The 21,920-nt window shown below is 56.6% G+C and carries 20 protein-coding genes; 7 read left to right on the plus strand and 13 right to left on the minus strand.

Annotated elements, in window-relative coordinates; translation table 11 throughout:
- Window position 1 precedes the first annotated feature (1 nt).
- Both I6L32_RS17505 and I6L32_RS17510 read right to left on the minus strand, forming a co-directional pair.
- Window positions 2–2,152 (minus strand): replication endonuclease, encoded by a 2,151-nt coding sequence (locus I6L32_RS17505; protein WP_216944256.1) that lies wholly within the window; start codon window positions 2,150–2,152, stop codon window positions 2–4.
- Window positions 2,153–2,240: 88 nt separating this feature from the next.
- Complete coding sequence (locus tag I6L32_RS17510) at window positions 2,241–2,519, minus strand: hypothetical protein (protein ID WP_216944257.1); 279 nt, start codon at window positions 2,517–2,519, stop codon at window positions 2,241–2,243.
- Window positions 2,520–2,645: 126 nt separating this feature from the next.
- Between I6L32_RS17510 and I6L32_RS17515 the strand changes: the two genes are divergently transcribed.
- Both I6L32_RS17515 and I6L32_RS17520 read left to right on the plus strand, forming a co-directional pair.
- On the plus strand, window positions 2,646–3,005 hold the full coding sequence (locus tag I6L32_RS17515) for a transcriptional regulator (RefSeq protein ID WP_216944258.1): 360 nt from the start codon (window positions 2,646–2,648) through the stop codon (window positions 3,003–3,005).
- Between the two features lie 106 nt (window positions 3,006–3,111).
- Window positions 3,112–3,423 carry a RepB family protein gene (locus tag I6L32_RS17520; RefSeq protein WP_216944259.1) on the plus strand — a complete coding sequence of 104 codons (312 nt, stop codon included), beginning with the start codon at window positions 3,112–3,114 and terminating at the stop codon, window positions 3,421–3,423.
- Window positions 3,424–3,657: 234 nt separating this feature from the next.
- On the opposite strand, the gene rsmF is transcribed toward I6L32_RS17520, so the two are convergent.
- The 4 genes from rsmF to I6L32_RS17540 all read right to left on the minus strand — a co-directional run bounded on the left by rsmF (window position 3,658) and on the right by I6L32_RS17540 (window position 9,052).
- The gene (gene rsmF, locus I6L32_RS17525) at window positions 3,658–5,088 is read right to left on the minus strand and encodes a 16S rRNA (cytosine(1407)-C(5))-methyltransferase RsmF (protein ID WP_216945209.1); all 1,431 of its coding nucleotides are present in this window, start codon (window positions 5,086–5,088) and stop codon (window positions 3,658–3,660) included.
- Window positions 5,089–5,217: 129 nt separating this feature from the next.
- Window positions 5,218–7,770, minus strand: coding sequence for an MlaD family protein (locus I6L32_RS17530; protein ID WP_216944260.1), 2,553 nt, complete (start codon window positions 7,768–7,770; stop codon window positions 5,218–5,220).
- A 51-nt stretch (window positions 7,771–7,821) separates the two neighbouring features.
- On the minus strand, window positions 7,822–8,430 hold the full coding sequence (locus I6L32_RS17535; protein WP_010674753.1) for a paraquat-inducible protein A: 609 nt from the start codon (window positions 8,428–8,430) through the stop codon (window positions 7,822–7,824).
- Window positions 8,408–9,052, minus strand: coding sequence for a paraquat-inducible protein A (locus tag I6L32_RS17540; protein ID WP_010674754.1), 645 nt, complete (start codon window positions 9,050–9,052; stop codon window positions 8,408–8,410). The genes I6L32_RS17535 and I6L32_RS17540 overlap by 23 nt, the downstream gene beginning before the upstream one ends.
- A gap of 220 nt (window positions 9,053–9,272) precedes the next feature.
- Between I6L32_RS17540 and I6L32_RS17545 the strand changes: the two genes are divergently transcribed.
- The 3 genes from I6L32_RS17545 to I6L32_RS17555 all read left to right on the plus strand — a co-directional run bounded on the left by I6L32_RS17545 (window position 9,273) and on the right by I6L32_RS17555 (window position 11,690).
- Window positions 9,273–9,578, plus strand: coding sequence for a YebG family protein (locus I6L32_RS17545; RefSeq protein ID WP_216944261.1), 306 nt, complete (start codon window positions 9,273–9,275; stop codon window positions 9,576–9,578).
- A 280-nt stretch (window positions 9,579–9,858) separates the two neighbouring features.
- Entirely contained in the window at window positions 9,859–11,154 is a 1,296-nt protein-coding gene (locus tag I6L32_RS17550) for a site-specific integrase (RefSeq protein ID WP_183148417.1), read from the plus strand.
- Window positions 11,155–11,333: 179 nt separating this feature from the next.
- A complete protein-coding gene (locus I6L32_RS17555; RefSeq protein ID WP_216944262.1) occupies window positions 11,334–11,690 on the plus strand; it encodes a DUF3653 domain-containing protein in 357 nt (118 codons plus the stop codon).
- 744 nt (window positions 11,691–12,434) lie between these two features.
- Here I6L32_RS17555 and I6L32_RS17560 read toward each other — a convergent pair.
- The 7 genes from I6L32_RS17560 to I6L32_RS17590 form a co-directional block, all read right to left on the minus strand.
- Window positions 12,435–13,685, minus strand: coding sequence for a zonular occludens toxin domain-containing protein (locus tag I6L32_RS17560; protein ID WP_216944263.1), 1,251 nt, complete (start codon window positions 13,683–13,685; stop codon window positions 12,435–12,437).
- Window positions 13,686–13,694: 9 nt separating this feature from the next.
- A complete protein-coding gene (locus I6L32_RS17565) occupies window positions 13,695–14,015 on the minus strand; it encodes a DUF5455 family protein (RefSeq protein WP_139736329.1) in 321 nt (106 codons plus the stop codon).
- On the minus strand, window positions 14,015–15,439 hold the full coding sequence (locus tag I6L32_RS17570) for a hypothetical protein (RefSeq protein WP_216944264.1): 1,425 nt from the start codon (window positions 15,437–15,439) through the stop codon (window positions 14,015–14,017). Before I6L32_RS17570 ends, I6L32_RS17565 begins: the two co-directional genes overlap by 1 nt.
- A 64-nt stretch (window positions 15,440–15,503) precedes the next feature.
- On the minus strand, window positions 15,504–15,746 hold the full coding sequence (locus I6L32_RS17575) for a hypothetical protein (RefSeq protein ID WP_106886770.1): 243 nt from the start codon (window positions 15,744–15,746) through the stop codon (window positions 15,504–15,506).
- Window positions 15,747–16,018: 272 nt separating this feature from the next.
- Complete coding sequence (locus I6L32_RS17580; RefSeq protein ID WP_216944265.1) at window positions 16,019–16,333, minus strand: hypothetical protein; 315 nt, start codon at window positions 16,331–16,333, stop codon at window positions 16,019–16,021.
- Window positions 16,334–16,387: 54 nt separating this feature from the next.
- Window positions 16,388–18,652 carry a replication endonuclease gene (locus I6L32_RS17585; protein ID WP_216944266.1) on the minus strand — a complete coding sequence of 755 codons (2,265 nt, stop codon included), beginning with the start codon at window positions 18,650–18,652 and terminating at the stop codon, window positions 16,388–16,390.
- Window positions 18,653–18,741: 89 nt separating this feature from the next.
- Complete coding sequence (locus tag I6L32_RS17590) at window positions 18,742–19,326, minus strand: hypothetical protein (protein ID WP_216944267.1); 585 nt, start codon at window positions 19,324–19,326, stop codon at window positions 18,742–18,744.
- Window positions 19,327–19,457: 131 nt separating this feature from the next.
- Between I6L32_RS17590 and I6L32_RS17595 the strand changes: the two genes are divergently transcribed.
- On the plus strand, window positions 19,458–19,862 hold the full coding sequence (locus I6L32_RS17595; RefSeq protein WP_216944268.1) for a DUF3693 domain-containing protein: 405 nt from the start codon (window positions 19,458–19,460) through the stop codon (window positions 19,860–19,862).
- A gap of 38 nt (window positions 19,863–19,900) precedes the next feature.
- Window positions 19,901–21,880: a Lon protease family protein gene (locus tag I6L32_RS17600; RefSeq protein ID WP_103260134.1), complete on the plus strand. Its 1,980-nt coding sequence runs from the start codon at window positions 19,901–19,903 to the stop codon at window positions 21,878–21,880.
- The last annotated feature ends 40 nt before the right edge of the window (window positions 21,881–21,920 follow it).

The raw sequence follows: 21,920 nt of genomic DNA on the forward strand, positions 1-21,920 counted from the left end.
GTTAATGACACGGGTCCAAGCCGACACCGTCCGGCTCGCACCCCGGAGGGGGCCCCGCGAGGCGGTCGGTGTCGGGATACAGGAGCCAGACACGGGACTGGTGATCACAAATGGCCACCTGCCGCATCGCTTCATAGGCCTCATATTCCATGAACTGGTAGACCTTCTCGTCGTGCAGGGTGTCGAACTGCTCGGCGATACCCTCCATGGTCTTCTTGCAGGCGGCCTCCCACTTCTCCTTCGAGGTGATAAGCCAGTCCTTGGCGCGGGTAAGCAGGAAGACGTCGCAGTACATCAGACCCATGGCCCGCAGGGCGGCCTTGTCGCCGTACTGGGTCTTGCTCTTGCGTGGGGTATGCATCAGCACCCCATCCTCGTCGCAGAGCATCATCATGGCCTCGGGAATGCCGTACTGAACCTTCACGGTCTGGTCAGCGCGGCGCACCTGGACGCCACCCATGGCGCAGCAGAAGGCGGCCCAATCTCCGGCATCGGCGGCTTTGCGGACGTTTTCGAGCGCGAAGTGCTGCTCGGGGGTCAGGTCATTGAACATCGGATTTTCCTGGTCGAGTTCGGTGCGCAGGCGGCGGAACTCGCGCCACGCAGTGACTGAGGGGCCGCCGATTTGCTGGAACTGGCGGATACGGTTGTCGGATTTCCACGCATCGACGCGGGAGGCGGTGTCGATGGCCTTGGCACGCTTGCCGGCCTCATGGTCTTTGCCCACGGCATAGCCGTCGATATTCTTGGCCACGTACTTGGAGCAGTAGCCACAGGCCGAGCCCTTGCGCGGGTCGATGAACACGACCTTGAAGCGGTGTTGCTTTGCGCCCGGCTCGTTGCCGGAGTCAGCGAGCATCTGCTCGCGGCAGATTTTGAGGTAGTCCTTGGCGTCACGGATAGACATGAACAGGACGGCGTGCCAGTGCGGAGTGCCGTCGTGGTGGGGCTCGGCGAACCGAAAGCCGTAAGGCTTGATGTCGGCCTCATTGGCGCGCTTGCGGATGTTGTTCCAGGCGTTGATAAGCCAGCCTTGGGCGGCCCTGACGGTCGGGCGACCTGCATCGATCCAGTTCTGGTTACTGGTGCCGTTGCGGTGCACGGAGTGGAAGCGGCTGGGACACGTAAAGGTCAGGAAGATTGCAACATGACGTTGCTCTTTGGCGCACTCTTCGAAACCACGGAGGCGGGTCATCAGCTCGGCGCGGCGGTTGGTACGGTTGCTGGTGCTGGCGTCGACGGCCTCTTTCATGCCTACCGCGTCGAATACATCGTCCGCATTGTGCGCAACCAGCGCAGACAGGGTTTCATCATTGCGAGCGAGCCGGTAAGCACGCCGAGCAACAGAGAGATCAGTTGTATATGCCGCCAGTCTTGCGCTGATAAGGGCATGTTCCCGAGCGGCATCGTATAAACGGCGAGCTGACACAGCACGAAGGCGGCGACGAACCCATGCCATATCGGCCCAGCGATTAAGGGTCGGATAGGGGTCATCTTCCTGTTCCTGGGTGACTGTAGCCACAGGGTTAAGCCCGTACTCATGAGCCAGTGCCACAACCAAGCGGAGAGCAACCACATGAGATCTTGTAGCAACCAGTCGACCGGTATGCTCAGCGAATCGTGTGGCAAAGGTATCCACGCCGTCATCATCGGCAGAATAACGAAACTCGCCCAGCTCACCATGAACAGACAGAGACTGGTCCAGTCGGCGTGCTGCCTCGTTAGCAGCTTGTACGCCCAGTAACGCATTACGCGATTGATAGACATGGGTGAACCATCCTACGCATGAGGGATGACGGAGCACGACGCGCTCGCGCAACTTGGCATCCTCGGCAGTGCCGATGGGCAAGGCTGCGAACTTGTCGGCTTGGGCTTCGGGGCTGAACGGGGCAGGGGAGGCACGCAGAACGGGGGCGGGCTCCTCGGCCGCCTGGACTTTCCACCACTTGGTTGCAACATCAAGTTGCACGTTGTTTTCTTGTGCCCACTGCTCGCGGAGCATGGCCATGTAGGCTGGGGTGCTACGCAGGGCCATGTAATACTCTTCGCCCTTGAGCCCCGCGAGGGCAGGGGAGCGGCTAGAGTGAGAGATGACAGCCTTGCGGGAGCCGTCGAGGCTGCGCTGGGCGGCGTAGGAAGGGAAGGTGCTCATCTTTGCCTCCGGTACCACTCAATGAAGAAGTGAGCCAGGACAGCGATGGCGAGGAGGCCGAAGTAGGACAAGACGTGGAGGCTCATGTCTACACCTCGAAGTCACCGCGCATGACCATGTCGTCATGAGCGATTTGAGCGAGGGAACGGTCATCAATGGCGCCGGGGCCAAAGAAACGGGGCTTTGACTTGATGCCGATAACCCCATTTATCGGCGTAACGGAAGGAAGCTCGTCATCCAATTCAGGGTCGAGCTCGATTTCACCTTCCAGAATGCAGAGGTCAGAACATGCCTCGCAGCCATCGCCGCCGCATTGCTGGCAGACGTGGTAAACAGGGGGTTCTTGCTGTAGGGTCTGGCGTTCCATGTCACACGCTCACTAAGTAGTAAGTTCGAATGACTTATATGTGAGGCGCTAACTTATTACAACGTGCGGAATGAGAGCGTAAGATGCTGTGATAAGATCGATTTGAATAAAAATGAGGGTAGATAAATGGACTCGAAAACGCTGATGGAGGCCTACATGAGGGCCAAAAACTACACCAGTTATGCACAAGTGTGCCAAGACCTCGGTTTTAGCAGTGCTTACATCGCTGGCATAAATAAAGGTCGAGCACAATTCACTGATGAAACAGCAATTTTTCTTGCTGAAGGGGCAGGACTAGACCCTTTAGAAGTCATGATTTCGCTGCAAGCGGTCAGAGCAAAGACTCCAGGTGTGAAAGCCGCTTGGTACGACGCCCTAAAAAAGTACTGCGCCAGCACAGGGACCGCGCTGGCAGTGGGGTTGATGACGATAGGGGCGAGTAGTCTGGCTGGCACCCAAACCGCGCTTATGCCTTTTTTATGTTAAATGATATCCTGTTGATCTGATGGTATATTCAATCCGTCCTCCACAGACATCATGACGGTGGGGGAGTCGTAATCCGATTTACTTTCGTAGAAGATGCCAACGAAAAATGAGAGATAACATTCGCGACAATGATGTGTCAGAGGGTCATGGCAGCCAGGAATTGAAAAAAAGCGCTGCGCAAGAGAATGCCGAACGGCAGCGCCAGCACGTGAAGCGCAAGCAGGAAACCCACAGCCGGTTGCAATGCTGGATAAGCAATCGTCATGCAGAGCGGTTGGCCATGCTGGGGCAACAACTGGAAGACAGTCAGGCCTCCATCATCGAGCAGGCGATCGATCTGCTCTATCAGCACGAGCTGCAACAAACGACCAACGCGCAGCAGAGCGATCTCCCCGAGTCGGCAGACATGCTCGAATAGACGATGGTATCGTGCCGGCATGGTTGAAAAAGGAAGACAAAAAAAGCCAGGTACGAATTCCTTGTACCTGGCATAGGGGAATTGGCTCCTTGCAGAGCCGTGCGCTAACTGGTATGCGGATAGCCTTAAGCTTAGACAAGGCTCTAGGCATTTCAAGAACCGGATAAAAGTTCAACCAGAGTGGGGGTTTTTCAGACTCGAACAGGCGCTGTTTTTGCTCGAGCAACCCCACTCTCACGCATAGAACAGGTTGTTGTCCCGTACCAGCTCCCGGGGCAGGGCATTCTTGATGCGACTCCCCACCCATTTCCCCATGCCGAGCGGGTGCCCCTGGTAACGAACGATCACTTCCCCACTCCCGGCATCCTGCTCTGGCCAGACATCTCGTCCCATCATGAATTCACGGGCATTGGCGGCATCCAGCTCGACGCATCCCTTGCTCGCCTCATGGCCGTAAGCCAGAGCCCATTCATGGGTCAATCGATATCCCTTCTTGAAGGTTTCAGCCAGCTTGATGCCGATGCGATCGAAACGCAGCTTCCCCTGTACCTGCTCGAAGGCGTGAGGGAAGAGCCAGATCTCGTCATTGCGGCCAAACAATTGGCCATGGGGCACGATGCCAAAATTCCCTTCAATCTCCCGCAGCATGGGGCCGGCCTCTTTCTCTGGCAGCGGTGAGAAGGGGAACTTGCCGAGCTTGCCAGGTTTGAACATGGTGTTGGGCACGGAGTGATGCTTGTGCAACCGGGCAACGAAAAAGCCCTCACTGTCGAAGATCTGGGGCCACACATGCAGGTATCCCTCCGGCGTACAGGCTTTCTCCGCTCCCGGAAAGAGATCGGCCAACGAGTCAAAGCTGAAGGCATCGCCGAACTTCTCTTGCAGTGACTGGCAGACGTCCTGGTTCTCTTGCAGGCTCAGGGTGCAGGTGGAGTAGACCAGTACGCCGCCGGGTTTGAGGGCGTGAAAAGCACTCTCCAGCAGGCCACGCTGCACCGCGGCGATCTCCTCGATGCTCTCCAGGCTCCAGTTGCGCAGTGCGTCTTCATCTTTTCGCACCGTCCCCTCGCCGGAGCAGGGGGCGTCGAGCAGGATGGCGTCGAAGGTTTCCGGCAGCCATTGGCCAAAGACCTTGGCATCGAAATGGGTCATGCCGACGTTGGTCACACTGCAGCGCTGGATATTGGCGCTCAGCACTTTCAGCCTGCTGCTGGAAAACTCGTTGGCGATCAGCATGCCGCGGTTCTCCATCAGCGCCGCGATCTGGGTAGTCTTGGAGCCAGGGGCGGCGGCCGCGTCCAGCAACATGCCATCCCCTCTGGTTTGCTCACTGGCAAAGAGCGCCGTCACCGGCAACATGGAGCTCGCTTCCTGAATATAGAAGAGGCCGCACAGATGCTCGGCCGTGTTGCCAAGGGGAACGCTCTCATCACTGCGGGTGAGCCAGAAGCCGGTTTCACACCAGGGCACGGGATCCAGCTGCCAGCCAAGCGGCGCCATGCGGGCGACAAACTCGGATACCGTGACCTTGAGGGTGTTGACCCGGATGCTGCGCCGCAGCGGCTGCCGGCAACTCGCCACGAATGCCTCCATGGAGAGATGGGATGGCATGAACTCCGCAATGTGACGCAGGAAGTGATCGGGGAGGTAGGTGTTGTCGTGCACGGCGCAATCTCGCTGACCCAAAATGAGGGGCGACATCTTACCACAGTGCGCCGCCCTTCTTGATGGGAGAGTCCATGAGGCCATAAAAAAACCGGCACAAGGCCGGTTTTTGACGAGCAGGGGAATAACTCAGGGCAAGATGCGGGGACTCCACTCCAGCCACTCTTTTTCCGCCTTGGCATGGAGCGGATAACGATGGCCCGCCTTGACGGTCGCGCCCATCTCCCGCTCCGGCGTATTGAAGGCAATCCCGCCCGCCAGCAGGCTTTGCACCGTTTCGACCTCAATGGTGCCACCGGTCAGCCCGATATCGGCCTTAACCCCGGAGACATTCCAGAAGCGGCTGTTGGCGCGTATCAGATGGGCGTACTGTCCATCCACATTCACATCGATCAGTACCTCGCTGCCATCCCGGGCCAGGGTCACGCCGGTGACGCTGCCCACCACCATCTTGCGAAACAGCAGGGGGCTGCCCACGCTGATGCCATCGACGGAGGGGCTCTTGAGGGTCAGGGCAAGACCGGCGGGGCCACTCTGGCTCAAGGGGAAGGTCTCCTTGCCAGCCCCCCGGCCCGGCGTCGCCTCCACAAAGGCCCCCTTGATCAGGGTATCGAGGTGGGCAACCCCCCCCAGCCCGACCTTGGCCTGCACCAGGGCATAGCGCGCCCCGGATTGCAGGAAGCGCGCGGCATATTGCTCATTCAGCTCGGCCTTGAAGCTTACCTGGCCCAGGGTCGGATCCAGTTCCACCTGCTCCACCTTGCCGATGTCCACTCCGCGATAGCGGATGGGGCTGCCGACCCCGAGACCCGGGTTGTGATCCGCCGTGAGGGTGAGGGTGCGCACCTGGGAGCTTGCCTGCTCCTTGCTGTCAAAGAGCTGATGACTGCTGCGACCTGTCCCCAGCTTGTCGAATTCGATGGCGCCACGCAGCAGGGTGGCGAGGTTCCCCATCTTGACCTGCACGCCGTCGAGCCGGATCTTGCCGTCGATGGCGGCCTTCTTCCAGAACTGGGGTTGCTGCTTGAGCAAAGGAGCATAGATGGCATCGATCTCCAGGGTGATGGCCACACCGCGATCATCGGCATCCAGCGCCTTGACCTTGCCCGCTTCCAGTCCCAGGTAGAAGACGGGGGAGCCCACACCGATACCATCAGCCTGAGCGGCACGCAGCGTCCAGCTGACCGCTTTGGCATGGCGGCTCCCAAGCAGGGCCAGCTCCTGGCTGGGGTAGAGGCGGTCAATCCTGTCACCCTTCGCAGCCTGTACCAGCTTGATGCCCCCCGCCAACCAGGCACTGGCCGGGCTGGTCTCCACCTTGATACCGCTGAGGTCCGCCTCCACCTGCAAGGGGGCGGCGCGATAGAAGCGAGCCCGTTGCAGCAGATGGCGATAACGCTCGTTCACCAGCAACTCGACACTGGCATTGCCGCCGGCATCCAGGGTCAGTGCCCCGAGCTGACCTATCTGCAACCCCTTGAACCAGAGCGGAGCCCCTTCGCTCAAACCGGCGAGATCCTCTGCCTGCAGGGTCAGCTTGATGCCGCCGCGCTGTGCCTGGCTCTCCAGGGTCATGGTGTTGACCCGTTCACCGGGTTCATAGTCCAGACGAATGGCGGGCCCGGCCAGCAGACGATCCGCATGCTTGATCCCGGCAGGGGAGAGAGAGACCGTCTCCCACACCAGACGACTCTTGCCGGTCACCCGGAACGCCTGCTCGGGGTTGATGAGGGCCGTCACGCTCCGCCCCTGTTCGGTGAGGCGAATGGGGTCGATGCGTCCAATCTCGATGCCCTCATAGAGGATGGGCATCCCTTCCTTGATGGGCAGAGTCCCCGCCTGGATGGTGATGCGCTCACCCCGGGCGGCCTCGGCCAGCCCCTTGTAGAGGGTGAAGTTGACCCCCTTTTGCGCCACGGGAGAATCCTTGGGGGAGTCAAACGCAATGCCGCCGCTCAGGATGGAGGTGAGACTGCCCGCCTCCACGCTGACGCCAGCCAGGCTGAAGGAGCCCTTGATACCGCTGATGTTCCAGAAGCGGGTATCCGCCTTGACGAGGTGCTCGAAGCGCGGCTCGATCACCAGATCCAGGATCACGTTCTGGTTCTCTTCCCCAAGACGGGTGTTGATGACACTGCCCACCTCCAGCCCGCGGAAATAGATCTTGGCGCCGATGCCCACCGACCCCAGAGAATCGGCTGTCAGGTGCAGGGTTCGCCCTTGGGCCTGATAACCGGGGGGAGGGCCATCCAGGGCATCGAACTCATCCTCCAGCGGGTTGTTCTCCCGTCCGGGTTGCAGGTTGATGTAGTTGCCGGACACCAGGGTGTCCAGGCCGGAGATCTCGGTCAGTGACGCCTTGGGACTCACCAGCCAGAAGTCGGAGCCCTTGCGTATGAGGGTGCGGGCACGGCTGTCCACCTTGGCCAGCACCGCAATCTTGCGACCATCCTGTGCCAGTTCCAGCTCCTGGACCACGCCGATGGCGACCCCCTGATAGCGCAACTGGGTCTTGCCCGGCAAGATACCGTTGCCCTGGGCAAAGTTGATGCGAATGAGTTGACCACTGCTCGTCCACTGCTGGTAGAGAAAGCCTCCCGCCAGCAAGAGGGCGATGAAGGGCAGCAACCAGACCGGGGATAACCAGCGGTGCTTCTCAATGACGGGCTCAGCCCCGACCATACCGACTCCTTACATTGGCTGTGATGCACAGCGCGTTCGACACAAAAAACATTAACGGGCCGCCTTGTCCCACAACAGGCGGGTATCGAGCATCCTGGCCGACATCATGGTGAGCACCACCACGCCGGCGAATGCCGTCGCCCCGGGGCCGGCACGCACGTTGAGCAGCACGCCGCGATCCACCAGGGCCACCATCAGCGAGATGACGAACAGGTCCAGCATGGACCAGCGTCCGATGAAATCGATGATGCGGTACATGACGAGCTGGCGTTTGCGGCGCACCGGCTTGCTGCGCTGCAACTGCCAGCAGATCCAGCCAAGACCCAGGATCTTGCCGATGGGCACGATGATGCTAGCCGTCAGTACTATGGTGGCGATGCCGGACATCTTGCTGCGATAGAGCGCCATGATACCGCTGAAAATGGTATCGGACTGCAATAATCCCTTGTTGTAGAAGTGAGTGATGGGCAGCAGGTTTGCAGGCAACAACATGAAGGTGGCCAGCGCCAGCAGGCCCCATGACCAGGCGAGGGAATGGGGGATGCGCATCTGCAAGGGGGTATGACAACGAGGGCAGCTCATGCCGTGTTGATGGCGCACCAGCAACCCGCAGGTATGGCAGCGGCAAAGCCCCAGTTCACGGGCGCTGATCGGGGACATGGTCCGGCTCCCGGGAGGCATGTTGCAGCGGAATCCGCTCCCAGTAAGGGGCAGGATCAAAGAGGATCAGCAGCGTCATGTTGAGCAGCATCAGACAACCCAGGCTCAGCAGACCACCTCCCAGGCGCACGTCGGCGATGTCGATAAGCTTGAACAGGGCGACCAGCAGGCTGACGATGTACACCTCCAGCATGGCCCAGTGGCGAAATACCTCGACCGCTTTGAGGGTCCACGCCAGCAGATGCCAGCGCTTGGCCAGGCCGGAGGCGAGGGCAAAGATCCCGAGCAGCAGCCCTGTCGGCGCCAGCACGGCGCACCAGAGCACCAGTGTTGCCACCCAGAGCTCGCTCTCGGCATACAGCATCATAATTCCCTTGATCAGGTTGGCGTCCGAGTTCACGCCCGCCAGACGAAGATAGATCAAAGGCTCAAAAAACGCGGAAGGCAGCAACAGGAATCCGGTGATGGTCAGCGCCATCAACTGGGAAGGGCGAAAGGCATAGCGCCCATACAGATGCTGATGACAGCGGGGGCAATGGGCGTGACGGCGCAGCGGCAGCAACTTGCGTTCGATCAGCAAGTCACAGGCCGGACAGACAATCACCGAGTGCGGATCCGACATACGATTCAACCTGTTGAAGGAATTGATGAAATTTACCTTAAAACGCCAGCCCTGTCTTGCCGCGCTGCACAGCCCCCTTTGAAAAGACGTGTTTTCCGCTGTGAACTGGCCGCCGCCAGCCAAGCAGGGGCTGGCGATGCAAGCCGACATGCTGAGGGTATTTGCAATACTGTATATACGTACATATACTTGCAATCACTATCATCAGGAGGGCGCCGCGATGGCCGTTGAGATCAAGTATGTTGTGGTACGTGGGGGAGTGGAGAAGATGACCTTTGCCAGCAAGAAAGAGGCGGATGCCTATGACAAACTGCTGGACACCGCCGATGAGCTGATGACACTGCTGGCGGGTGCGCCGGTCGCGCTTGCACCGGAGCAGCAGGAGAGTCTGGCCTTTTATCTGGCCGAGCAGCGGGATCAGTTGCAGCAGGTATTGCGCGGTGGAAAAGGGCAGGGGAATCCCCCCAAAGAAGACAAGCTGGATACTGAACTGCCAAAGGGGAAGCCCCTGAAGAACGTGGCTTGAGACGAAAGGGCGGGGAAGGGGATGTGAGGCAGAACCCGCTATCTCATTCATGAAAAATGCAACTTAAGTCATTGCCACGACTATTTTCCCCGAGGATTTTCCAACCACACTGCATATTCATTGAATATGCCGATTGCTCGTCATCATGGGGTATCACAGCAAGATGCCTCAGGTCGTTGCCCCCAAGGCGCACTGCAAGCCCTGATGCCGATAACCCCATTTATCGGCATCAGGGGGGTGCGGCCACGTTCAAAACATTCAACCGACATCACACACCATCATGACTCAGCCAGCACTTCCACCCGCCATGCCGCTGTTCGATAGCGTGGACCACCTTGAGGCGGGCAATCCCCAGGTCAACCAGTACCTCGCCACCCTGAGTCTTGGCAAGGTCCCCGACGCGGGGATCGTCTATGAGCTGGCCGTCGACTGGCTGCTGGAGCAGCGCCACAGCGAAAACAACTACAAGACCTATCGCAGTGAGCTGACCACTTTTTTGCACTGGTGTTTTTGCGAGGTGGCCATCAGCCCCAGGGATCTCACCAGACGCATCATGATGCGCTATCTCGACTATTGCCAGGCGCCACCGTCCGGACTGATTGCCTACCGCAACGTCGCCCAGTTCGTGCTCGACAAGGAGTGGGGGGAACGGTTGCCAAACCCCCTGTGGCGTCCGTTTCTGGGCAAGCGGGAACTGGGCCGGGAGCTGCCGTATCGACTGAGTGAGCAGGCGATGAAGACAAAACTCGCCATTTTGTCCGCCTTCTTCCAGTTTCTCATCCAGGAGGAGTACATGGATCGCAATCCGGCTCTCCTGCTGCAGCGGGTTAAACGTGCGGGCCCCCAGGAGGCTGGTGAAGATGCGCAATCCTTCACCGAGCTGCAATGGTCCTATGTGATGCAAGCCGCCGAACAGCTCGCTGCCGAATGCCCGGCACAACATGAGCGCAGCCGCTTTCTCATCTGTCTGATGTATGCCTGTTATCTGCGGATTTCCGAGGTGGCGGCCAGGCCGGGTTTCAGCCCCGTCATGGGCCAGTTTCGACGTGACGCCAAAACGGGCGTCTGGGGTTATGACATTCCCCGCAGCAAAGGCGGTAAACGTCGCACCGTGGCCGTTTCTCAGGCTCTGCTCGAAGCCCTGGCTCGCTATCGTACCTTTCTTGGACTTTCGCCACTGCCGGCCCCCGGAGAGCAGACACCGCTGTTCGTACGCCACAAGGCGGCGGCCCATGGCCGCGAACAAGGCGAACTCAATGCCAATCTGGGTATCCGCCAGCTACGAGACCTGGTAATGGCGGTATTTGAACAGGCCGCAAGCCTTGCCGAACAAGACGGTTTTGATCAGGATGCCGCTGAAATGCGAACCCTGACGCCGCACTCCATTCGCCACACCGGTATCACCCATGACATCAATCTGCACGGCCGGCCTTTATCCCACGTACAAGCCGATGCGGGACACGACAGCATCGACACCACCTCCAAGTACCTGCACACCGGTAACCGGGAACGTCACGAGAGTGCCAGCCGCAAGCCGCTGGATCACTTGCTCGACCAGGACCGAACATATGATTGATAACCAGTGGTGAACAATAAAACTGCACTCATAACCAACATGTTGGACCTAAAGGCAATCCTTGATTGACCATGCCCTGGGACTCATAAATACAACACCGCGCATAATTCATGATTACGTTTAAAGGGCCGATTCCGTCCCCGCTGACGATGTTGTCAGTTTCGGACGAGAATGAACGGATGCAACGTAATATCACAAAAAACTTTATATTTCGGTGGTTTGAATGCGGTTTAAGTGAAGAGGAAACAGCAAAACTTTGTTTTGTTTCTGTGACAGAGGTCACACTATGGGATGGCGGTAAAAAGATCCCTGACGTATGCAAACGAGTCATGAGGATGGCAGTTGGACGGGAGCTGCCAACCATCTTTACCCGCTACTGGGATGGCTGGCGAATGAATGGCCATCACCTGATAACCCCTGCTGGCACCTATCTATCGCGCCAGCGTCTGGAAATCATCGAATCCTATGGGTCTGAAGACTTGAAGGCGCTGAAAGACAATGCCGCGCTAAGGCGTTTATCTACCTCTGAACGCTGAAAGCCTTAAAAGCCGGTTTAGCAGGGAAGGGGGTGATCCAGTCTCAGGGCTAAATGGGCGTGTTCCGCCGCCCGCCGATTGGTGGAAATATATACATCAGTGGGCGGCTTGTAGGGGCTAAAGCCCCTGAAAATGCGGTTCCGCTGACTGCTATTGAACATAAAAAAGCCATTACGCAGTGTTAAAAAACCCCGCCTGTTTGAAAATTGAAGAACTGGCCGAGGTATGTGCAGGAACGCACACGGTACGATGTCCGGTTATCACAATGCAAGCTTTGGGCGGGGGCGCGGCAGTGTCTCGCAAGCACCCGCAGTTACCCACCGCTCGGAACCCCTTCTCCACAGGCGAGCCCCCCTTGCCCCCGCAGTCAGGGCCACAGTCCGCAGGTTAAATAAGCTCTCTTTGTTTTTGTTTTTCAGGGCGTAGGGCCTCCCCATGCCCACTCGGGGTAGTTGTTTCTTGCCTTCGCTTCGCTCAGGGCGGCCTACGGCCGCAGGGCGGAAACTTGGACTCCGGTGGTTATCGGGAGGCTATACGCGCCTTGTTCCAAGGCGAAGGCCCCCAACAGCGGGGACATCTCCCCGTTGGGGAGACCGGGGGACTGCCTGATGGATAAGGGGTTCCGAGCCGTGGATAACTGCAAAAGAAAAAGGCGCTCACTCGACCCAACCACGCCCCCTACAGCTTGCATCTGAAGGGGGAGGGGGGTGAAGCGCGCGCGCCCTTCACATACTTTATCAGGGATCAAACAGAGGGGGTCAGAGTATAGCCCTGATGGTATTGGAGAGATCGGGTAAGGGTGAGCTGCCCGTAGTAGTTGAGACGGGCTTTAAGGCCATACTTGCGCAGCCAGTAATTACGGCGAACAACCTTGCCGAACTCGGGATGACGCAACGCTGTAGCATGGTTGACGATGCCCCAGCGGAGCAAAACAAGAATCATGGGGATGTTCTGACGGCGAGCAACGTGGTCGGCAAACCGCATGATAGCCCAACGGGGGATCTGAAAGGGGTTGGTGATCGGGAATCGGATTTGAGGCGCATCCGATGAAGGGGATTTCGCCTGGTCTTTTGCACCATACCACTGATGGATGTACTTGGCCGGGAGGATGGTATAGCAGGCCCGCATATCAACGAAACGAGGTTCTGTGATGCGCTCACAGTCGGGGGTGGCATCAATGGCTGACGGGTGCAAATAGGCCTCTTTGTACTCGCCATTACCAAGCCGGATACGGCACTTAATCAGCCCCTTTGAATCTCGTATCGGAAAATCAAACAGCTCTTTGCCATCGTCAAATTCCTGGGCGGTGTCATAGGCCTTGTAGAGCCAGCGGCCCCAGGCGTATTTGGTGCCACAGGGGGATCCCGTGGTCTTGCTCTTGCCCTTGAAGTAGCTGGCAACGTGAACACGGGGAACTCGAAGCACAAACCGGATGAAGAGACGGGCGAACCAGATCAGCGGGTAGACAAGGAAACCCTTGGCCCCCATGGAAGCGCTGAACATGGTGTCGGTGCTGTAGCACCAGCAGACAGTGCGGCAAAGGGCATTGACGATCTGTTTGTCGATAGACTCGATATCCTGGACACCGAGGAACGCATTCCAGCCGCGCTTTCGAACAAGCCGAAGCCACTTGATAAGCTGGGCACGATCCGGGTTGTTCCAGTCACGGGTATTCATGAAGAAGGCGGTTTCGTCCAGGGCGAGGCAGCCATTTTTGGATTCGTCATAGAGCTGTTCTTCGGCAGACCAAAGGGCGGTTTTCTTGGGGCGCTCATAGGCATAGCCGAGGTTTTCAAGATCGGACGAACGTGGCTCTTCGGGAAGCCGGATGATAGGGGTCTGTTTACCGATTTCATTGAGGGGCATGTGCTCAGGATAAACATCAATATTAGTGGCAACAGGACGGCCCTCATTAAGATACCCGACCATAATATTGACCATATTAACGGTCTTACCCGCGCCAACAGGCCCCGTGACGAAATAAGGCGCTTTCATTGAACCCCCTTATTTGCCATCAAAGGCAGAGCGGGCAAGTGCCATCTGCCAGATAAAGAGCCATTGGGCAGCCTTGGCAACACCTATGGCAGCAATACAAGCAGCAGTGTTAGATGGAAGCAGTCCGAGGCCAAAGAGGATATAACCATTGGCAACACTAGATGTTGAAATACCTGCAAGCAGTCCATTGATGGCTGATGTAAACGTAACAACCATGGTAGTCATTGCAAGAATCAAGGCAGCAACAGCCGCCTTGCGTGAAAAGAAAGAAACTATTTTAGCGAACAACTCGCCAATCTTTTCTATCAAAAAAGCAATTAAAAGTTTCATTACCTACCTCCAACAACAGATGTCATAGTACGGGACCATATAGAAAATATGTAAATGGCGGTGAGCATATTTAAAAACCAGAATATAAGAGGGTGGACAACTTCATTATATGTTTGGCAAAAAGCCCCATTATCATCAGCATGGGCGGAACCTGCTTGAATGGTGAACGTAAAAGGGTAGGGCTGACAATTACCAGTAGGAAGGGTCCACTTGAATATATTTGGCATGGTGGAAGGCGGTTGCGCTGTAGGGGCATCCGTTATCATCCCTTCTAAGTCCGCTTTTTCATCATTGAGCTTATCAAGGGCAGTGGCGGCAGGAGCCAGAGCGGAGGCGGCTTGTGTAACAGCAGCGGCATCAGCCTTAGCCTCAGCAGCCTCTTGTTTCTTCATCAACTCCTCAAGTTGGGCTTGTGTGACAGGGGATTGAGCGGCTTGGTTAGCCGCATCAACGGCAGCCTCGGGATTTAAGCCCTGTTGTAACTGGCCTGCCAAAGCGGCTATCTCAGCAAGCTTCTCAGGAGTGACATAGTGAGCGGCGTTTGGGTTAGTGGACTGGAGTAAACCTTGAGCATACAAATCAAGCAGCTCTTGATCTGATTGCGTAACACCCGGGATATAAGGAACCGTGTCAGGTAGAACCTCAGGATAGGGATAAGGCCAGGGGTCAGGAACCATAAAGGCCTGAGAGGCCGCATTTGGGTCATCCAGCATTTTAGAAATAAGTGAATTATATAAAGCATCGTCAGATACAGAGATAAAATTAGGCTTTTCAACGCCAGAAGAAACCCTATAAGAGACATAATATGGATATGGGACAGGGTATTTTCCTTGAAATGATGCACGGTAATATTTAAGACCGCCAGAGGTATTGTAATAAGTAAAATTACCTTGAGCGTTAGCAAAAGCCCCCTGATAAGTAACACCGGCATTTGTATAAGGCATGGTTTTTACATAAGCAATGCATTCATCAGATGACTGAAAGTTAGAGATGTTAATAAAAACTGTCCCGCTAGAATTTAAAATCTGACAATAACCAGCCCCAGAAATAGAAACGCCATTAACAGAAACAAGCTGATTTGATAATTCGTCCATTGCCCAACCAGCGGCAAACATAGTAGCAGCCCAACCAGCGTACCATGCATTACGTTTTAACAAACCCTTAAGACCGCCAGTTTCACCCATACCCGCTTTAAAACGAGTCATATAGGTTGCTTTGGGAACATCTATCTTTTTAATTTGATAAGGGTCATTGGCAGCAAAGCCACGAATAGTTGTGCTGACAGTTATGGCGGTATTAGTGGCAGCGGTAACGGCATTGACACGAATTACTTCAGCCTGTTTGATGACTGACGACATGGAAAAAGCAGCCACGCCGCCGCTGAAGGTCAATAAGGCTGTAAAGAGTATGATGAACGGGCGCATATATCCCCCATAAAAAAGGGGGGCAGAGCCCCCCGACAGTACAGGGGCAAAGCCCCGAGGTTGATCAGCCTTGTGCACCCTTACGGGCGAAGGTCTGGAGCAGACCGAAGCCGATGGACAGGGACAGAACGACGGCCATGATGGCGAAGCCAGCCGCAGAAGCGGTGCCAGCGTCAGCGATGACGGCAGTCTTGACGGCAGTCACGGCAGCAGCATCGATTTCAGCGGATGCGATACCGGAGACCAGGGCAGAGCCAGCAACCAGAACGGGAGCGGCGTACTTACGAACCATATTGCGAATTTTCATAATCAGTTTCCTTTTGATTACTGTTTCACTTATCAGAGAATTGATAAGCGTTTACCACTATCAAGACCCGCGAGAGGCCTTTTCAAAAATCTGGCGAGTGTGTCGAAACACCGTGCCAGAACCATATCCGACGAGCCAAACAAGCAACCCGCCAGCGATATACAGTGCGATTGTTGAGTCCATCAGCGTTGATTCCCTCCCATGAACCCAACAGCGAATAGCAGCATGTAAGAGGCGGCCACTATCAGTTGGGAGTAATCAACGTCCACGGCTTACACCTTTGCCTGGACGCTGGCAGGGAGATCCACGAGGCGGAACCCGTTGTAAGAGCGGTGACGGTTGTTGTCATCACCGAACGAACCGGAGCGATACTCAACCATGAATTCGGTCGGGCCTTTGCCGACGATGGTCTTAAGCGATGAGTGATACCCGGCGGCCACCTGCTCTTCGGTGATGGCCACATCAATGATCTGACTGGGGTCAGTACAGAGCAGCTTGACCTGGCCAGTGGTGACAGTGCGGCCATCACGGGGTTTGGTTGTGGTGGTGATGTCAGTGGCCGACAGGATTTGGGCGATGATTTTCATGTTCTTACCTCGATTCGTTGAGTTGTGTAGTTGGTGGTTGAGTGCTTCGGGCAGTTATTGACACGGGTCCAAGGGGACCGGAGGCGCGACTGGACAGGAGTCGCCAGCGCTGCGCGCTGCCCACTCCTGCCAGTCGGCCCAGTCCAGGGCGAGGAGCTGGGAGTTATCAAGGTCTTCCAAGAGCTTCTGCCGCCCCTCCTGATACAACTCATCAGCCATGTGGAGGTATTCGCCTGTCTCAGTGGCCGTGATGAAGTAATCGCGAACAGCTTCAAGGATTTTCTTCTTCTGGGCCTCCCACGCTTCCAGGCTCTTGATCTGGTAACGCTTGAGGCGGGTGGCGATGTGGATCTGGTTGAACAGAAGGCCATCAATGGTGGCGCGGGCCTTGTCGCCATACTGGGTGATGCGCCCCTCGGGGCTGATGAGGAGTTCGAAATCCTCGGCGTTCTGGTGGTATGGGCGACCCACGTTGCCAGCATTGAGACGGGTGAAGGCGCGAGGGGTGGAATAAGCAGGGCGCAGGGCCTGCTGGTCACGGGGGCAGAAAATGCCGCCCATGGCAACGCAGAACTCGGCCCAGTCGCCAGCATCGGCAGAGCGCCGGCAGGCCTCAAGGAGCAGCCAATCAGCTTGGGAAAGGGATTCAAATCCGGGCATATCGTAATCCTGTGTAGACATGCGGCGCAGCTCACGCCATGAGGTGACAGTGGGGCCGCCTATCTGCTGAAACTGGCGGATGTTGTTGGCTCCCTTCCAGGCAAGAACGCGCTGGACGGTTTGAAGGGCAGCCGTACCCGTTTCGTAATCCTCACCAACAGCGAAGCCGTCAACGTTCTTGGCGATGTACTTGGAGCAGTAGCCAACAGCAGAGCCGCGCTTGAGAGATAACGGTTTGCAGGTAAAGCGATGTTTGCGGGCACCCGGCTCATCAGGGGAGTCTTTGAAGCACTCACGGCGGCAGATGGTGCGGAACTCATTGGCCTGCTTGTAAGGGACGAAGATGATGGCGTGCCAGTGGGGGGTGCCATCAGCATGAGGCTCAGCGAATCGAAATCCGTAAACAGAAATCGGCTCTTTGGGGTTGGCGTCGGTGCCCTTGTCAGCGCAGCGACGGCCAATATTGCGCCATACGCCATTGAGATAAGCTTGCCCATCTTTGACGGTAGGACGACCAGCATCCAACCAGTTGAGATTGGGCTTGCCGCCACTGGTAGGATGGAAACGGGAAGGGCAGGTAAGGGTGAGGAACAGAGCGGCATGGCGCTCCTGTTTGGCGACCTGCTCAAAGCCCTTGAGGCGGGCCATCAGCTCAGCACGTTGAACCTCGGGATTGGAGACGGAGGCATCTATAGCATCAGTGAGAGGACATCCATGAAGGCCATCAGCAAGACTGACAGCAGCAAGACCTGAAAGAGTGGCTCTATTCTTGCGAGTACGGTGTAGCCGGCGAGAGACAAGATAATCGGGTGAATAGGGCTGTCCGTTTTTATGAACAATTCCAGAAAGTCGTGAGGCGTCAAAGAGACGGCGAGCAGCAACACGACGTATAAGCCGAACCAAATGAACAGGGTCAACCCAACGATTGAGCCAATGGCACGGGCGAGGAGCGACGGGATTTTCGAAATCGTAGTCAAAATCGGGGTCTCGAAAATCGTATCCAACGAGTAAGGCGTGAGCAGCGCGAAACGCCGGGTATTCTTCTTCATCTCCATCGAAATAATCCCTCCGCAGGGTCATCACGTGCTTGGCCAGACGCTCCGCAAATGCCTCGAACCCTTCATCGTCAGAGGTGAGGGAGAGGGTGCCGCAATCACCGGACACGTTCATGAGGTCGAAAAGCTCTTTGATACGCTGGTTCGCAGTGAGCAAATCGGCGTACTCAAGGGCTTGGGTGTAGGCAGAACGGAACCAGGGCAGGAGGTAGTGATTGCGCACGGTCATGTCATGACGGTGCTGGCAGTGCTCGGGGGCGTTGATGTCGCCATACTTGAGTAAGGCTCTGTCATCGAGGTAGGCGAACGAACCTACCTGAATATGATGGGTCTCTTTGTCGGCGTAGTGGGCCTTGAGGTCTAAGGGGAGGGCGGCTGCTTGGTCTTCCGCCCACTGCTGCCGGAGCATCGCCAGATACGGCTCAGAAGAGCGTAATTGGTAGAGGTAACTTTCATGAGCAGACAAACCAAGGTGAGAAAGATCCCTGGAATGACGAAGACCCAGAGAACGATGTAAGACAGCATCGACGGCAGGTCGTCCATTGATGACAGTACGTCCATTGTTGAGGTCCTTTTGAGCGGAGTAGGAGGGGAAGCGGATCATTTGAAGGAACCCCACATGTCGAGAAGGATAGAGACCACGAAGACGAGGGAACCAAGAGCAATGAAGAAGCAATACTCATTAGGCATGGCTTAAACCTCCCACTCACCAGCAAGGCGAAGGTCATCTTCGCGGCGCTGATACATATTCCGGTCATCAAAACTGATGTCGTGTTTGGGGGTAGACTTGGGGGAGGGGGCAGCGGTCTTTTTGCCGCATACCCAATCACCAGCCGCGGGGGAATAGACCTGTGGAGCAAGGCAGCCATAGGCCGAATCGAAACGGGATTTGCCACACTTGGGACAAACAGGGTCAGCCTTGGGAACAGAATCGGCACCGTCACAGAGCACATCACGATTCAATCCGGCATTTTTGGCGCTATACGGGAAATGGGCCGCAAGCTTGTTCATATGGGCAAGACGGGACTCAATGGATGAGTAATCACCAGGGATGGTGCCGATAACCCCATTTATCGGCGATGAATCGAGGTCTGGATCAACGAAAACACAACCATCAACGTGCCCACCAATCCATCCACAATAACGGCACTCATAAGGGTCAAGTTCGATGTCACCTTCCAAGATGCACAGGTCAGAACAGGCCGGGCAGCCTTCGCCGCCGCATTGCTGGCAGACGTGGTAAACAGGGGCTTCTTGCTGTAGGGTTTGGCGTTCCATATCGATTCACCTAACGGCGGATTATCGTAATGGAGCGAGTATTAGCTTGGAAAAATCAGTACGCAAGACGGCGGATAATCGTAATGGGCTCTTGTGTTAAAATGAAAACAACCGTTAAAGAGGAAAGACAAATGGACTCTAAAACCCTAATTCAGGCGTACATGAGAGCAAAAAACCTGACTCAGCTTAAGGAAGTTGCCGAGAGCCTTGGTTTTTCCAGTTCTTACATGACCGACATAAATAAAGGCTACAAGCAATTCACTGACGAAACAGCAATTTACATGGCAAAGGAAGCAGGACTGGATCCCGCCGAAGTGATGATTTCGCTTCACGCGGTAAGAGCGAAGTCAGATGAAGCCAAAAAGGAATGGTACGACATTCTAAAAAAGTATTGCGGGGCCTCCGCAGCCGCTCTGATACTGGGCTGGACGATGATGGCGGCCCCTCAAAATGAGCCCAATCTAACCGCGCATAATGTATATTATGTTAAATTTAATATCTTGGTATTCTGTCACCCTCAACCGAACTGTGTATAATGGTGGCAATTGATCCTATCCCCGACCGGATGTCTTAAGTGGCTGAATTAACATCAGAACAATTAAAACCCGCTTTCTCGATTGAGCAGTTCCCCACACTTGGCGAACTCGACCCCATTCCGTTTGCCGCCCTGCAACCCAGAGCGATTTCGGGTATCAAACGGCTGGCCAGTTTTGATGGTGACTGCCCGGTCATGATCCTCAACGGTTTCCCCGGTGCAGATTACGAGAATGTCTGCCAGACCCTGATCGCCTCTTCGAATGGCAAGGATGGCGACCTGTTCGATCTCTGTTATACCGAGAATCTCAACAACCCTTTCAAACCCATCTGGCTGCGCCTGCAACCGGGCTCGGGTTTCGAGTTCTGCGAAATGGTCGGCGAGCTGCTCAAGCTGATGAGCCACCACCTCGACGCCGAGCGGCTGGTCACCCGGATCATCCGCAAACAGAACAACGACCCCAAGATCGTAGATTTCCTCTCCGACCTGGCCGCCCATGTCGCTCAGGGCCTCGAGTTCCAGCACCCGGTGCTCATCAACCTGCTGATCCATCATGAGGATCAGCAAGCCCCGGTCGTCTACGGCCGCGACCTGAACTGGGATACCTTGTTCGGCTCCATCAACTATCAGACGGAACAAGGCTCCGTTTACGCCAACCAGCACCTTTTGGAACCCGGTCTGCTGCGGGAAGCCAACGGTGGTTACCTGATACTTCAGCTTGATGAGCTGCTGGATCAGCCTCATCTCTGGTTCAAGCTCAAGAACGCCATGCAAAAAGGCGAGCTGGACTGGAATGCCTATCAGGAAGGCAAGACGCTGACGCCCTTCTTCACCCCGGAGGCGACCCCCATCCGGTTCAAGTTGATCCTGGTCGGTGACAGGCTGGACGTGGCGGAATTCCAGATGCTGGACAGGGACATGGCGGAGCGCATCTTCCTGCGTGCCGATCTGGTCTCCGAAGTGAACATAGAGGAAGATCTCCCCGCCTTCCTGCAATATCTCGCCTGGCTGCGAGCGCGCTGGGCGCTGCTGGATTTCACCCCAAGTGCCCTCCTCGCCCTCTGTCGCCATGCCAGCCGCCTGTGTGACCACCAGGAGTGGCTATCCCTCTCCGAGGTACAGCTCGGCGCCATCATGCGCATGGCCGACAGCCTGGCCCGCGAGCTGGAAGCGACCTGCGTCACTGACGAACATATCCTGCTCGCCCTGGAAGAGCAGGATTACCGCCTCAACTATCTGGTGGAGCAATCGGATCAGGGTGTCATCGACGGCCAGATCCTGCTGCAGACCGACGGTGAAGAGGTTGGCCAGATCAACGGCCTTTCCGTCATCCAGGTGGCCGGCCATCCCTATGACTTCGGGGAGCCGGTACGCCTCACCGCGACCGTCCACCTCGGGGATGGCGATGTGGCTGACATCGAGCGCAAGGCGGAGCTCGCCGGGCACATTCACGCCAAAGCCATGATGATCATCCACGGCTACCTCTCCAACAAGTTCGGCGCAGAGAACCCCTCGCCGCTCTCGGCCAACCTGGTGTTCGAGCAGTCATACCACGAGATCGATGGTGACAGCGCCTCCCTGACCGGCCTGTGTGCCCTGCTCTCCGCCCTCGCCCGCCAGCCCATCTATCAGCACTTTGCCGTGACCGGTGCGGTCGACCAGTTCGGCAATGTGCAGGCAGTTGGTGGCGTGAACGAGAAGATCGAAGGCTTCTTCCGGGTGTGCAAGATCCACGGCCTCACCGGCAAGCAAGGCATTCTGCTGCCAGGCACCAACGCCCAGCAGCTCAACCTTTCTGATGAAGTGATCGCGGCAGTAGAGGCTGGCCAGTTCCACATCCACCCGGTGGATCACGTGGAAGAGGCTATCGAGCTGCTCACCGGCTGCGTCGCTGGCGAACCGGACATGCCGGATACCCTGTTTGGTCGCATCCAGGAGAGACTGGACGAACTCAATGGCACGGCTACCAAGAGTGGCGGCCTGCTGCGCAGTGTGCTGGATCGGCTGCTTGGCCGTTAAATGAAGTGATCGGAGTTGTTTAGCGAACATCTGTAAGCTA

The sequence above is a fragment of the Aeromonas sp. FDAARGOS 1402 genome, assembly GCF_019046925.1.
Lineage (GTDB): Bacteria > Pseudomonadota > Gammaproteobacteria > Enterobacterales > Aeromonadaceae > Aeromonas > Aeromonas caviae.